The following is a 13,266-nucleotide window of genomic DNA, read 5'->3' as shown; positions in this document are numbered from 1 at the left end:
CGCGCCTCAGATCACCGTCAGCCTGACGTCGATATTGCCGCGTGTTGCGTTCGAATAGGGACAACGCTCATGCGCACCGGCGACGACCTCCTCGGCGACCGCCTTCTCGACCCCGGGCAGATCGACCTTCAATTCGACGGCGAGCGCATATCCGACCGGGACCGGCCCCATGGCGACCTTTGCCGTCACAGACGGCTCAGCGGACGGCACGATCTTCCGCGTGCGCGCCACCAGCTTGACCGCGCCAAGAAAGCACGCGGCATAGCCGGCCGCAAAGAGCTGCTCCGGATTGGTCCCCTCGCCGCCGGGACCGCCCATCGATTTCGGCAAGGACAACGAGACCGACAGGAGACCGTCCGAACTTGCGGCCTTGCCGTCGCGGCCTCCAGTGGCCGTGACCTCGGTCTCGTACAGGATCTTTTCGGGTGTCATCATGTCTCGTTCTCCAGAACTCGGCGCTGCGCCCGCCCTAACGCTTGTTGCGTGCGAGCATGGCGCGAAAATCGCTGCGGGCCAGGTCGCTGGCGCGACCGAAGCTCGGCCCGCGGCTGGGCTCGGTGCCATTGAGGCGCCTGAGCTGCACCCACATCTCGGCGCTCTTGAGCGCAACGGCCGCGCAATTGACGACAGGTGCGTGCCCGACCTTCAGGCCATGCTCCCGTCCAATCAAGAGACCGGGAAGGACACCGGCGGGGATCACGACATCGGCGCCGCGCTCGGTCAACGGCAGCGCGCAGGCGACGAAATCCCTGATCATGCGGGCCTGGGCCGCTTCGTTGCCCGCGAACGCATCGGCAAAATCCTCCGGCTTGCAGCCCATGCCGGTGACGTGAACGACGCGGTCACCGAGACCGTAACGTTCGGCCTGCTCGTAGTGCCAGACTTCGAAAACGGGGTCGAGCGTGACGAGACCCAGGCGCCGGCCGAGCTGCGATGCCGCCAGCAGCGTCGCCTCGCCGGTCCCGATTACGGGAATGGCGAGCGCCGAGCGAAGCTCGTAGAGACCGGGATCCTGGAAATGTCCCATGACGAAGGCGTCGAACCCACCCTCCTCGGCCGCGATGCCGTTGTCGATCGCCTGGACCGCGCAGCGCAGTTCGGCGAGCCGTCCGAACTCGCGGTCCGGCGGCGAAATCCCTTCGACATGGACCGTCGTGCCGGGCGCCGCGATTTTGTTGAGGTATTCCGACAGCAGCACCATGTAGGGCGCATTCGCGCTCGCATCAACGAAGCTCTGCCAGAAGATGCGCATCGTCCTTCTCCTCGAGCGGTCCATCGGAGGATCGGTCGCCGGCTGCCACGATATATTTCAACCATAAACTAATTGACCCGTCAAATGGGCACGGCAACTCCGACGGGAGGCCCCCTTGTGCAGCGGCGACGACGCCCTTTTTGAGGGACAAAGAGATCAAGGAAATGGCGCACTCTGATGGAATTGTATGCAACAACATTTTTTTCTGACAGCGCCGTGACGCGTGTTGACGGCCCCGCCGGGAATACTTTAGGCTTTAAGTAATCCTCCACCGGCTGCGGCCGATGGCCAAGATAATGATGTTGCAGGGCACCGATTTTGAGAAACTCGATCGCGTGGACATTCGTCGGGCTTGAAGAGCCGGCAGCAGCATCGCCGGTCGCGCATCGCGACTGCGGCAATCACGTCTCGTCCCCGCGAAAGGCACCCGCCGGCTTCCGCCGATGGGCCCGCGATTTGAGCGGCACGCGTCGCTATGGTTGCTGACGCCCGGCCGAGCGAACTCTTTTCGGCCGCGCCCAGCGATTGGCGCCGCAACAATGCTTTCAATCGGTTTGTTCCCGGCCCGGGCTTCGCGCCCGGCCTGCATTCATTCGTACCCAGCATCAACGGAGGAGAACGCACATGCGAAATACTCTGAGTATCCTCGCACTCGCTGCCGGCGTCCTGGCGGCGCCCGCCGCTCGGGCCGACATCACCATCGGCTTCGTCACATCACTGAGCGGCAACGGTTCGTCGATCGGCATTCCCTACGGGCGCGGCATCAATGCCGCCTATGAATACAAGAAGACGATCAACGGCCAGACCGTCCGCCTGATCCAGCTCGACGACGGCTCCGATCCGTCGGCCGCGACCCGCAACGCGCGAAAGCTGGTGGAAGAGGAGAAGGTGGACCTCCTGATCGGTACCGCCACGGCACCGTCGACCATCGCCATGGCGGCGGTGGCGAGCGAACTGAAGGTGCCGATGATCGCGGTCTCGCCGATCGGCAAGCTGCCGGAATCGCCGGAGCAATGGGTCGTCTCGGTGCCGCAGCCGGCCTCGCTCCTCGTCAAGATCGTCGCCGATCGCATGAAGCGCGATGGCATGAAGAACATCGGCTATATCGGTTTCTCGGATGCATGGGGCGACCTCGTCTATAACGGCGCCAAGGCCGCCGAGCCGATCGACGACATCAAGATCCAGACCAATGAGCGCTATGCCCGCACCGACACGTCGGTGACCGCGCAGATCCTGAAAGTGATGGCTCCACGCCCCGACGCCGTGCTGATCGGGGGCTCCGGAACGCAAGGCGCACTGCCCCTGCTCACCCTCTCCGAGCGCGGCTTCAAGGGAAACACCTACGGCACGGTGGCACTGGTCAACCCGGACTTCGTCAACGTCGGCGGCAAGGCCGCGGACGGCATCCAGGTCTCCGCCGGCCCCGTGATCGTGGCCGAACAGCTTCCGGACGAGCACTTCGCCAAGAAGATCGCGCTGGATTTCCGCGCCGTCTACCAGAAGACCCACAACATCCCGACCACCGACGGTTTCTCCGCCTACTCGTTCGACGCCTGGCTGATCTTCGCCAACGCCGCCGAGCGCGCGCTGAAGAGCGCAAAGCCCGGTACGGCCGAATTCCGCACGGCGCTGCGCGATGCGATCCTCAGCACCAAGGAGCTGCCAGGCGTGCATGCCGTCTACAACTTCAAGCCGGGCGCCGTGACCGGCGTCGACGAGCGGTCGCTGGTCGTGGTGCGCCTCACCGGCGGCGCCTGGAAGTACGCGCCGTAAGCGCAGACACAGTCACAACGGGGGAACGGCGTCTCAATGACGAGCGACATCGCAGCCATTCTTGCGATCGACGGGATCGCCACCGGCGCAGTCTATGCGCTGGTGGCGATCGGGACCGTCCTCATCTTCACGGTGACGCGGGTCATCTTCATCCCCTTTGGTGACATCGCCGCCTTCACGGCGCTGACGCTTGCAGCGCTCGACGCCAAGCGCTTTCCGGGCACGGGAGCACTCGTCGTGATCCTGGCCTGCCTTGCGACCCTGATCGAAATCATCTCGCTCCTGCGCGCCGGCGAGATTCGCCTCCTGCCGCGCGCGCTTCTCCTGTACCTCGTTCTTCCCGTGGCCGTGGTCGGTGCTGCCTGGCTCGTCATGCGCATGGACCCACCCCTTGCCATCCGGCTCGTGCTCGCACTGATGCTGATCACGCCCATCTCACCGCTGCTGGATCGGATCGTCTTCCGCCCGATCGCCGACGGCACCGTGCTGCTGCTGCTGACCGTCTCGGTGGCGCTGCATTTCGCGCTGGTTGGCCTCGGCCTGCTGTTCTTCGGACCCGAAGGCGTCAGAACCGAGCCGCTGACTTCGCTCTCCACGGAATTCGCCGGCGTGCTGATCTCGGGCCAGACCATGCTGATCGTGATCGCGGCGCTCGTCTTCAGCGGCCTGCTCTACCTCTTTTTCGACTTCACGCTGGTCGGCAAATCCCTCCGTGCCACCGCCGTCAATCGGACCGGATCGCGGCTGATGGGGATCCGGCCGGCGCGTGCCGGCACGATTGCCTATCTGCTCGGCTCGCTCATGGCCGGCGTATCGGGCATCCTGATCGCGCCGGTCAACACGGTGTTCTACGATTCCGGCTTCCTGATCGGCCTCAAGGCGTTCGTCGGCGCCATCGTCGGCGGCATGACCAGCTATCCCGGCGCCGCGATCGGCGCCGTCGGGGTCGGCATCCTCGAAAGCTTCGCGTCCTTCGAGAGCAGTGCGCTGAAGGACGTCATCGTGTTCTCGCTCCTGATCCCGGTCCTGATCTGGCGATCCCTCGCCTCGCTGCATTCCGAGGAGGAGATCGAGGAATGACGCGCCTTCATGTTCAGCTTGCGGCGATGGCCGCAGTGGTGTGCCTGGCACTCGCGCCCTTCGTGCTCAGCCCCTTCAGCATCACGCTGATGAACTACATCGGCATCTATTCGCTCGTCGCCATCGGGCTCGCGCTCCTCACTGGCGTCGGCGGCATCGTGTCGTTCGGACAGGCGGCATTCGTCGGCGTCGCAGCCTATGCGACCGCCTGGGTCTCGGCACTCAATGGATATTCGCCGTGGCTTGGGCTCGTGTTCGGCGTGGCACTGACCTGCGGCGTCGCGGCGATCCTCGGCGTCGTCACCCTGCGGCTTCAGGGCCATTTCCTCTCGCTCTCGACCGTCGCCTGGGGTCTCGCCATCGGCTTCCTGTTCGGCAATGTCGAGGGGCTCGGCCGCTTCAACGGCATCTCCTCGATCCCGCCGATCAGCATCGGCTCGTTCGCGCTGGTCACCAGCGCGCAGATCTACTTCCTGATCTGGGGCATCGTCGCTACCGTACTGTTCCTCGGCTACAACCTGCTGGACTCCAGGCTCGGCCGCGCCATGCGGGCGCTGCGCGGCGGCAACACGCTGGTCGAGAGCCTCGGCATCAACGCCTTCCGGATCAAGCTCGTGACCTTCGTGATCGCGGCCTTCCTCGCCGCGCTCTCGGGCTGGCTCTACGCGCATATGAGCCGCTTCATCAGCCCGGGCCCGTTCGATGCCGGCATGGGCATCGAATATCTGATGATGTCGATGGTCGGCGGCGCCGGCAGCCTGCTCGGCGGCGTCGTCGGTGCTGCCATCGTCACCCTGCTCAAGAACAGCGTGCAGGACTATCTGCCGCTGATCGCCAAGGGCGCGTCGGGGCAACTCGAGATCGTCGCCTTCTCCGGGCTGTTCATCCTGTTCCTGCAATGGGCGCGGCAGGGCATCGTGCCCTTCGTCGCGCGCTATTTGCCGAAGATCCAGCGCGAGCGGCCGCAGCCCGCGCCGCCCCTGCCCCGCCGTACGCAGCCGACGCCGGGCGAGCTGCTGTTGAAAGTCGACGGCGCCGAGCGCCGCTTCGGCGGTCTCATCGCGGTGAACAAGGTCAGCTTCGAGGTGCGGTCGGGCGAAATCCTCGCCGTCATCGGCCCCAACGGCGCCGGCAAGAGCACGATGTTCAACTGCCTGACCGGCGCGCTCAGGGTCAACAAGGGCGAGATCGTCTTCGCGGGACGGCCGATCACCCGCGAGGCGCAATCGCGCATCGCCAAGGCCGGCATCGCGCGGACCTTCCAGCACGTCAAGCTGAGGCCGCGCATGAGCCTCCTGGAAAACGTGATGCTCGGCACCTACGCCCGCACGGACACGGGCCTGTTGGCCGGTGCGTTCCGTCTCAACCAGCGCGAGGAAGCCAGTGCCCGGCACGAGGCCTTGACGCAGCTCGAACGTGTCGGGCTCGGCGACAAGCCGTTCGAGCTCGCCGGCAATCTGCCGCTCGGCAACCAGCGTATCCTGGAGATCGCGCGCGCGCTCGCCGCGGACCCGACGCTGTTGGTGCTCGACGAGCCGGCGGCCGGCCTGCGCCGCCAGGAGAAGCTGCGCCTTGCCGAGCTGCTGAGGTCGCTGCGGGCGGACCATCTGACCATTTTGATCGTCGAGCACGACATGGAGTTCGTGATGTCGCTGGTCGACCGCATTGTCGTGCTCGATTTCGGATCGAAGCTCTGCGAGGGCGCTCCAAGCGCGATCCGCAGCGACGAGCGCGTCCAAGAGGCCTATCTCGGAGGCGTCGCGTGAGCGAGATGTTTTCCATGCGAGACGTGACCGTCTGCTACGACAACGTCGAGGCGGTTCGCAACGTGTCGCTGTCGGTCGAAGAAGGACAGATCGTCACCGTCATCGGCCCGAACGGCGCCGGCAAGACCACGCTGCTGATGGCGGCGATCGGACTGCTCGCCTCGCGCGGCCGCATGGTCTTTCAGGGCGGCGACATCGGAAAAATGTCGGTCGAGGACCGCGTCGAGCGCCGGCTCTGCCTCGTCCCGGAAAAGCGCGAGCTGTTTTCCGACATGTCGGTCGCCGACAATCTCCTGCTCGGCTCCTACAGCCTGCGCGACCGCTCGGGCGTGCAGAAGACGCTCGACGAGGTCTACGACCGCTTCCCGCGCCTGAAGGAGCGGCAGCGCCAGGCCGCCGGCACGCTCTCCGGCGGCGAGCGCCAGATGCTGGCACTCGGGCGCGCGCTGATGGCCAAGCCGAAACTGCTCATGCTGGACGAGCCGAGCCTCGGTCTCGCACCACTGATCGTCCGCGAGATCTTTCGCACCATCGCCTCCTTGCGCGACCTCGGCGTCTCCATCCTGCTGGTCGAGCAGAACGCCCGCGCCGCGCTCGAGACGGCCGATTATGGCTATGTGCTGGAGACCGGCGAGGTCGTGCAGTCAGGCCCGGCCAAGGACCTCATCCACGATCCCCGGCTGATCACGGCCTATCTCGGCGGGCACTGAGACCAGTTTTGATCAGGTCCGGCGCGCGGCACAACAAGAATCGCCGAAAACAACCCCATGCACAGTAGCCGGCGATAGCGATATCAATGGCTTAACGTCGAACGATTGCGGATTTTACGAACTCAAGTTGATCCGTCGGGCAAAACAGTGGCATAGTGTCACCATCGCCGCCCATGGATGGCAACTTCAGGCCTTGTGATGGACAGTTTCCAGGCCATAGACCGGCGTTGGGATGCCCTCTTGGCGCGCCTTCAACTGCAGGGAAAGGAATTGCGAATAGTGTCGTGACTGATGCAGATTGCCGCCGTGGAACCATAGTCCTTCCTGCTGTGTCGGCTTCCACATGTTGCGCTGCTCGCCTTCCCATGGACCGGGGTCCTTTGTCGTATTCGAGCCGAGGCCCCAGACCTTGCCGACCTTGTCGGCCACTTCTCGACTTACGAGATCGGCGACAAAGCCATTCATCGAGCTGTAGCCGGTGGCATAGACGATCACGTCCGCCGGCAATTCTGTGCCGTTGTCGAGCCTGACGCCGTTAGGCATGATTTCCTCGACCTGGCCAGCGAACAACTTGATCTTGCCGTCAATGATGAGTTGAGAGGCGCCGACATCGATGTAATAGCCTGAGCCCCGGCGCAGATATTTCATGAACAGCCCGGAATCGTCGTCACCAAAGTCGAGCCTGAAGCCCGCCTTCTCCAGCCCGGCATAGAAAGCGGCGTCATCCTGGCGGATCTTGTCGTAGACCGGCTTCTGAAACTGATTCAAAATCCGGTAGGGCAGTGAGGCAAAGATCAGATCGGCCTTCGCCGTCGTCATTCCGCTCCGGACGGCTCGTTCGGAATAAAGATCGGCGATGCTCTCCATCAGCGAGTCCGAGCGCACAATGTGTGTCGTGGAGCGCTGCACCATGGTTACGTCGACGCCCGCCTCGTACAGCGCTGCGCAAATGTCATGGGCCGAATTGTTCGAGCCGATCACCACCACTTTCTTGCCCTTGCAGCCGTCCGAGCCGGGATGGCGTGAGGAATGGTGCTGCTCGCCCTTGAAGGTTTCCATTCCTTTGATTTTTGGCATGTTCGGCTTGGCCGACATGCCGGTCGCGAACACAAGCTGCTTGGGCCGCAGCGTGATCTCCTTGCCATCACGTTCGAGAACGACGGTCCATTCCTTCTTGGTGTCGTCCCAACTGGCGTGCTTGGCCGTGGTGTTCGTCCAATAGTTCAGCTCCATGACCTTGGTGTACATTTCCAGCCAATCGCCGATCTTGTCCTTCGGCGAGAACACGGGCCAGTTCTTGGGGAAATCGATGTAGGGCAAGTGATCGTACCAGACGGGGTCGTGCAGGCAGAGCGACTTGTAACGGTTGCGCCAGGAATCGCCGGGGCGCGCGTTCTTTTCGACGATGATCGTCGGCACACCGAGCTGGCGCAGCCGCGCCCCGAGCGCAATGCCGCCCTGCCCGCCACCGATGATCAGTGCATATGGCTGGGTCTTGGATCCGAGTTGCTCGACTTCCTCGTCACGCAGTTCCTTCCAGGTCTTGGCGCCAGGATTGACGCCGTGCCTGGCGCCGAGCGGCCGGCTGAAGCCAGCCTTTTCCTCATGGCCCTTGAGTTCAGCCATGGTCGTCAAGAGCGTCCAGATCTGACCGTTCTGCAGGCGGATGAGACCATATCCGCGCGCGACCTCGGTCTCGAACGAGATCCAGGACTCGGTCACGCCGCCGGCCTCGGTTGGCGTTTCACCCTCAGCGACCTTCCAGCTCCGCGGCTTCACATGCGCGAGGCTATGCGCGAGCATGTCGCGTATCTGATCGCGGCCCTCCATTGTCTTGATGTTCCAGGTGAAGGTAACAAGGTCGCGCCAGTAGCATTCTGGCGCGAACATTCCCACGGCAGCGTCGAGATCGCCCGTCGCAAGCGCAGCTTCAAACCTGTCGAGGAAAACCTGGACGCGCGCGGTAAGCGTGGTGTCGAGCATCGCTTCCTCCCGGATGTCGTTTGCACTGCGCAGGTCGCGTCACCTTATCCCAACTATCGCGGGAATCCAGACTCGCGCGGCAGGGTTCCCGGCCGGCTTCAACGCCTCTCAGCGATCGCCTGCGACAACGCTGCTTTGCCTACCGACGAGGTCGGTAGAACGAGAGCTCTATTTGCTGCAATGCATGATTCCGGAATTGGCCCAACGCGGACCTCTGGTGACGCCTGCCATCACTTCGCTATCAGGAGCACAGCAGACCTCATCCCTGATCTGCGACGCCAGGCCTATGAGGGCATGTCCTGGCTAGGCGCCGGTCGAACCACCCGCGTCAGCATCGGAAAATGCTTGTTGCCACCCGCGAATGGCGGGAATCTTACGAAGTCCGCGCGCATGCGCGTGATCACGTCGGAGGTCAGCGCATGCGAGAGCGCCGCCGGACTGTCGAACACCAGCTTGTTGCGCTGCATGTGCTCGATCCGCTGCGACGGCAGCTGGTCGACCCAATCGATCCGCGTATAAATCTCGATCTGACGGACGTTCGGGAAAGTTCGCATGATCGACGGATGATGCTCGAGATAGTGCAGGTTCCAGGCATTCATGTCCTCGGCCGGCCCGGGATAGTGCACGAGATAGCTGCACGGCGTGGCCGTGCCGGGATGATGCTCGGCGACATCGACCGGAAAGGAGCGTGTCAGCATCACCTGATGGGTGACGTCCAATCCGGTGAGGCTCGATAATCCGCCGCCGGTCGCGAGGCTGGCGAGCGCTCCGCCACGATTGAGCGCGGCCTCGCACGCGAGCAGGTCCGGAAACCGCAATTGTAGCGCAAAGGCCGGCCCCGGACCGTCAGCCTTGTAGGGATGGTCCGCCGATTGCTCCAGCGGTGTGAACAGCAGGCCCTCGGTCATCTGCGGGACCGCCCCGATCAGCACTGCGACGGCGTTCAGTGCCTCCGACCGGACGCGCCGTCCGCCTGCCGGATCCGAAAACGTCATGAACAGGGAGATCATGATGGAGCCGCTTCGGTTGTCTCGTCGGCATTCATGTGCGCCACGAGCGCGGCGCGGACATCATCCGGCCATGGAATGGCATGGTGATGCACGAGCGAGGTCGCGGCAAGGATCTGGCGGGCACGCCAGCGCATGCCATCTGCGCCCGAGACGACATGCTCCAGATGCAGCGATGATCCCCCCACCCGGCCGACGCCGAGCTCGAACGTGAGGAGATCGCCGAACCGCGACGGCCGCGAGAAGTCGCAGGTCAGATGCACCGTAGGCGTTCCAATCTTCCGGACCGTGATCAACTCCGGCCAGGGAAAGCCGATCGTCGCCCAGAATTCCTCGACGACGCCGTTGAGGATGTTCAGATAGGACGGAAAATACGCGATCCCCGAGGGATCGCAGTCCCCGAAGCGCAGTTCGCGGTCGAACGAGAACGACGTCATCAGATCGCGACAACCGGGTGTCTGATGACACCGACGCCGTCGACGCCGGCTTCCACGACGTCGCCCGGCCACAGCCATTCCTGCGGGCTCATCCCCGCGCCGACGCCCTCGGGCGTCCCGGTCGCGATGATGTCGCCAGGCTCGAGCGTCATCCCCGACGAGATGTCGGCAATGAGGACCGGAATATCGAAGATCATGTATCTGGTGTTGGAGTCCTGCTTCATGACCCCGTTCTTGGTCAGCCAGAGCCGCAGATCATGCGGATTGGGAATCTCGTCCGCCGTCACGATGCAGGGGCCGAACGGCGCATAGGTGTCCATGCCCTTGGAGAAGATCCACTGGCCGGCGCGGCGATTGTCGCGCGCGGAAATGTCGATCATCACCGAATAGCCGAAGACGTGGTCCATCGCCTTCTCGACCGGGATGCGCGTCGCGGTCTTGCCGATGATGACGGCGAGCTCGACCTCCCAGTCGAGCTGCTGCGTCATCTTCGCGTTGTGGTGAATTGCGGCGCCCGGGCCGATCACCGATGTCGGCGGCTTCGAGAACACCACCGGCTGCTTCGGCAGGTCCTTGCTGGTATCGAGGCTCTTGGCGGATTCGGCAACATGCGCGCGGTAGTTCAGCCCGATGCCAAAGATGTTCTTGCGCGGGCGGGGGATCGGCGCCTGCAGCTTGACGTCCTCGACCGGGACGGCGGAGCCGGTCGGCAGGCGTCCATTGGCGCTTTCCAGACAGTCTCGCAGCGCCGGGAGCAACGTCACACCGTTGTCGATGAACGAGAGCATGTCGCTCGGCCATTCAAGGCCACGCGACGCACCGAGGCGCTCGACGTCGACGACCAATCCGCTGACGAGAACCCCGAGGCGGGGTCCGCTGGAGCCCGTGGTGTAGGTGACAAAACGCATAGCAGCTTTATCCGGCTCTTTCGGTTGAATTCTGTGAAGATGTCAGGCGGCAATCGGCTGGTGGCCCGCATTGTCGCCATAGGCCTCTTCCCGGTAGAAGCCGAGACCTTCGATGACGGGCAGATCGTTGAAGCAGAACAGGCAGGCGTCCTCGCTCTGGGACGTATTGCCGTGCTCGTGCCATGCCCAGGACGGAACGCAGAAGATGTCGCGCTCCTGCCACTCGAAGCGCTTGCCGCCGATCACGGAATAGCCGCTGCCCTTGGCGACCTGGTAGATGAAACTTCCGGTATGCCGATGCGACTTCGTCCTCTCGCCCGGCCGCAGCAATTGCATGCTCGCGCCGATCGTCTGCATCACGTGTCCGCCGGTGATCGGATTGACGTAGTTCATGAGAATGCCGTCGTACGGCGATCCATCGGTTGCCGCGGCATATTTCCGCAAGGAGTCGTAGGTCGGTTCCCACTCATATTTGAACATCGGGGAATAGCCCTTCGACCATGGCGAGGCTGCCGGCCGCAGGCCCGGATTGCCCCAGGTCTTGGTCATGTCGTCCACGGGATAACCGGATTCTTCCTGCTGAACCTTCGGATGGACCGCGAAAAAGTTCGCTTCCAGCGCATTGACCAGCGGAATGTCGAGCCCGTCCTGCCAGATGCAGACCGAGCCGTTGCCCTCGACGCCGTGCTCGTGCCAGGTGCCGTTCGGCGTGAGCACGAAATCCCGCGCCCCCAACGTCATCTTGTGTCCGTCGACGACGGTATAGGCACCCGCCCCTTCCATGATGAAGCGCAGAGCTGAAGCAGAGTGCGCGTGCGCAGTTGCGACCTCGCCGGGATGCATCACCTGCAATCCCGAATAGAGCCAGCCGACGGCAGCCGACACGTCGCGGCGGCCAGGATTGTTGAGGTAGATCACCCGCCGCCCGGCCTTCTCCGGCGAGACCAGCTCGACCGAGCGCAGCACATGCTCGCGCAGATCGCTGTAGCGCCAGAGCACGGGAACGGACGCCGATTGCGGCTCCCATGGCTCGATCTTGTTGGCGACCGTCCACAAGGCGCCGGCTTCGTATTTTTCGAGGTCCTTGTAATAGGCCTTGAGCTCGGGCGTGTCCTCGACATTGGCCCGGCCGACGATGTTTTCGCGCATCCTATCCTCCAAGTCCTGTCTGCAAGTCCTGTCTGGTGGCGTCGTTGGCTCGACGCGTCCCGAGCTCTCATTCCGATTTGCCCGGGATCGACGAGAAGCCTGCCTGCTCCCCGGCATCCGCGGCAACGCGCTCTCCGTCCGCCAGGCCAAGCGGCGTCAGCGGACGACGATTGACCCTGAGATCAAAGATGTCGAACCGGTTATAGTGCCCGACAATGTCATGCATCTGCTTCGGCTGGATGCAGCGCTCGAGATCGATGTCGGCGTAGACGATGCCTTCGTCGTCGATCAGCGAGTCTCCGACCACGCGGCCGTCAGGACCGATGATGCCGGAGAATGCGCTGGACTTGCGCTGCAGGCGTGCCCGCGCGTCGGGAACGACGGTCTCCATCGCCGCAATGATCTCTTCGGAGACCGTCGAACAGGAGACGACCGTAAAAATCTTGCCTTCAAAGGAATGGGCAATCGCGCGCAACTTGATCGCCTCCGCCATGTCGTAGTCGGGGGGCGCGACGGGAAGCGAGATGTAGCTCGCGACATGCACGAGCTCACCCTGCCCGAGCAGCGCAAAGCGCGCCAGCGTATTGGTATTCTCGCCGCACGCCAGGGCGCCGAGACGTCCGATCTCGGTATCATAGACACGCAGGCTCGATCCGTCACCGCCGGTCCAGGTCAGCTTCTCTGCCCATGTCGGCACCAGCTTGCGATGCTTGCCGAGCAACGCGCCGTCCGGGCCGATGAAGACCAGCGTGTTGTAGATCGCGCCGAGCGAGACCGGGCTGCGCTCGTTTACGCCGAGCACGACATGGCAGCCCGTATCGCGCGCCGCCTTCCGGACGACGTCGATCTCCGGACCCGGCACCAGCACCGACGCCTTGGCGAGCTTCTCGAACCATGCGCTCCCCGTGACGGGATCGGTGATCCAGTTCCAATAGGGATAGCCGGGAACGAACACCTCGGGGAACGCGACGAGTTTCGCTCCGTGGCTTGCTGCCTCACGGACCAGTGAAGCCGCCTTGTCGGCGGTCGCGCTCGGGTTGAGATATACGGGTGAGGCCTGGACGGCGGCAGCTCTAAAGCGAGGCAGCTTCAGCATTGGCCCTACCCTGTCGCTGGCTCATGACCGCTTGCGGAGCAGAGCCCTGCGAGCGTGATAGCATGGCGCCGCGTTGACTTACTTTACATGTAAACGTATGCTATC

At 63.7% G+C, this 13,266-nt stretch carries 13 protein-coding genes; 4 read left to right on the top strand and 9 right to left on the bottom strand.

All coding sequences use genetic code 11. The features are described from left to right. Positions 1 to 6 precede the first annotated feature (6 nt). From NLM25_RS17630 to NLM25_RS17620, 3 genes are all read right to left on the bottom strand, one after another. Entirely contained in the window at positions 7 to 435 is a 429-nt protein-coding gene (locus NLM25_RS17630; RefSeq protein ID WP_375167832.1) for an organic hydroperoxide resistance protein, read from the bottom strand. Positions 436 to 469: 34 nt separating this feature from the next. Next, positions 470 to 1,252, bottom strand: a complete 783-nt coding sequence (locus tag NLM25_RS17625; protein WP_254137820.1) for an aspartate/glutamate racemase family protein — start codon at positions 1,250 to 1,252, stop codon at positions 470 to 472. An 80-nt stretch (positions 1,253 to 1,332) separates the two neighbouring features. After that, positions 1,333 to 1,653, bottom strand: coding sequence for a hypothetical protein (locus tag NLM25_RS17620; protein WP_254137819.1), 321 nt, complete (start codon positions 1,651 to 1,653; stop codon positions 1,333 to 1,335). A gap of 223 nt (positions 1,654 to 1,876) precedes the next feature. On the opposite strand from NLM25_RS17620, the gene NLM25_RS17615 reads away from it, so the two are divergent. The 4 genes from NLM25_RS17615 to NLM25_RS17600 are packed head-to-tail and all read left to right on the top strand — an operon-like array spanning position 1,877 to position 6,581. Beyond that, the gene (locus NLM25_RS17615) at positions 1,877 to 3,025 is read left to right on the top strand and encodes an ABC transporter substrate-binding protein (RefSeq protein ID WP_254137818.1); all 1,149 of its coding nucleotides are present in this window, start codon (positions 1,877 to 1,879) and stop codon (positions 3,023 to 3,025) included. Between the two features lie 36 nt (positions 3,026 to 3,061). Further along, on the top strand, positions 3,062 to 4,105 hold the full coding sequence (locus NLM25_RS17610; protein WP_254137817.1) for a branched-chain amino acid ABC transporter permease: 1,044 nt from the start codon (positions 3,062 to 3,064) through the stop codon (positions 4,103 to 4,105). Further along, entirely contained in the window at positions 4,102 to 5,871 is a 1,770-nt protein-coding gene (locus NLM25_RS17605; RefSeq protein WP_254137816.1) for an ATP-binding cassette domain-containing protein, read from the top strand. The genes NLM25_RS17610 and NLM25_RS17605 overlap by 4 nt, the downstream gene beginning before the upstream one ends. Further along, entirely contained in the window at positions 5,868 to 6,581 is a 714-nt protein-coding gene (locus tag NLM25_RS17600) for an ABC transporter ATP-binding protein (protein ID WP_254118167.1), read from the top strand. The genes NLM25_RS17605 and NLM25_RS17600 overlap by 4 nt, the downstream gene beginning before the upstream one ends. A gap of 186 nt (positions 6,582 to 6,767) precedes the next feature. Here the strand turns inward: NLM25_RS17600 and NLM25_RS17595 are convergent, their stop codons facing one another. From NLM25_RS17595 to NLM25_RS17570, 6 genes are all read right to left on the bottom strand, one after another. Further along, on the bottom strand, positions 6,768 to 8,564 hold the full coding sequence (locus NLM25_RS17595; RefSeq protein WP_254137815.1) for an NAD(P)/FAD-dependent oxidoreductase: 1,797 nt from the start codon (positions 8,562 to 8,564) through the stop codon (positions 6,768 to 6,770). A 284-nt stretch (positions 8,565 to 8,848) separates the two neighbouring features. Next, on the bottom strand, positions 8,849 to 9,574 hold the full coding sequence (locus NLM25_RS17590) for a hypothetical protein (protein ID WP_254137814.1): 726 nt from the start codon (positions 9,572 to 9,574) through the stop codon (positions 8,849 to 8,851). After that, on the bottom strand, positions 9,571 to 10,008 hold the full coding sequence (locus NLM25_RS17585) for a thioesterase family protein (RefSeq protein WP_254137813.1): 438 nt from the start codon (positions 10,006 to 10,008) through the stop codon (positions 9,571 to 9,573). The genes NLM25_RS17590 and NLM25_RS17585 overlap by 4 nt, the downstream gene beginning before the upstream one ends. Further along, complete coding sequence (locus tag NLM25_RS17580) at positions 10,008 to 10,916, bottom strand: fumarylacetoacetate hydrolase family protein (protein WP_254137812.1); 909 nt, start codon at positions 10,914 to 10,916, stop codon at positions 10,008 to 10,010. The genes NLM25_RS17585 and NLM25_RS17580 overlap by 1 nt, the downstream gene beginning before the upstream one ends. 42 nt (positions 10,917 to 10,958) lie before the next feature. Further along, a complete protein-coding gene (locus NLM25_RS17575) occupies positions 10,959 to 12,065 on the bottom strand; it encodes a cupin domain-containing protein (RefSeq protein WP_254137811.1) in 1,107 nt (368 codons plus the stop codon). 67 nt (positions 12,066 to 12,132) lie between these two features. Further along, entirely contained in the window at positions 12,133 to 13,161 is a 1,029-nt protein-coding gene (locus NLM25_RS17570; RefSeq protein WP_254137810.1) for a carbon-nitrogen hydrolase family protein, read from the bottom strand. Positions 13,162 to 13,266: the final 105 nt, after the last annotated feature.

The organism is Bradyrhizobium sp. CCGB01, assembly GCF_024199795.1.
In the GTDB taxonomy this organism is placed as follows: Bacteria; Pseudomonadota; Alphaproteobacteria; order Rhizobiales; family Xanthobacteraceae; genus Bradyrhizobium.
Note: the sequence above shows the minus strand (reverse complement) of the source record. Positions and strands in the feature narration are given on the sequence as shown.

Coding starts and splice junctions, on each gene's coding strand:
- NLM25_RS17585 (WP_254137813.1), bottom strand. CDS start 10,008: ATGACGTCGTTCTCGTTCGACCGCGAACTGCGCTTCGGGGACTGCGAT.
- NLM25_RS17615 (WP_254137818.1), top strand. CDS start 1,877: ATGCGAAATACTCTGAGTATCCTCGCACTCGCTGCCGGCGTCCTGGCG.
- NLM25_RS17575 (WP_254137811.1), bottom strand. CDS start 12,065: ATGCGCGAAAACATCGTCGGCCGGGCCAATGTCGAGGACACGCCCGAG.
- NLM25_RS17590 (WP_254137814.1), bottom strand. CDS start 9,574: ATGATCTCCCTGTTCATGACGTTTTCGGATCCGGCAGGCGGACGGCGC.
- NLM25_RS17595 (WP_254137815.1), bottom strand. CDS start 8,564: ATGCTCGACACCACGCTTACCGCGCGCGTCCAGGTTTTCCTCGACAGG.
- NLM25_RS17630 (WP_375167832.1), bottom strand. CDS start 435: ATGATGACACCCGAAAAGATCCTGTACGAGACCGAGGTCACGGCCACT.
- NLM25_RS17570 (WP_254137810.1), bottom strand. CDS start 13,161: ATGCTGAAGCTGCCTCGCTTTAGAGCTGCCGCCGTCCAGGCCTCACCC.
- NLM25_RS17580 (WP_254137812.1), bottom strand. CDS start 10,916: ATGCGTTTTGTCACCTACACCACGGGCTCCAGCGGACCCCGCCTCGGG.
- NLM25_RS17610 (WP_254137817.1), top strand. CDS start 3,062: ATGACGAGCGACATCGCAGCCATTCTTGCGATCGACGGGATCGCCACC.
- NLM25_RS17605 (WP_254137816.1), top strand. CDS start 4,102: ATGACGCGCCTTCATGTTCAGCTTGCGGCGATGGCCGCAGTGGTGTGC.
- NLM25_RS17625 (WP_254137820.1), bottom strand. CDS start 1,252: ATGCGCATCTTCTGGCAGAGCTTCGTTGATGCGAGCGCGAATGCGCCC.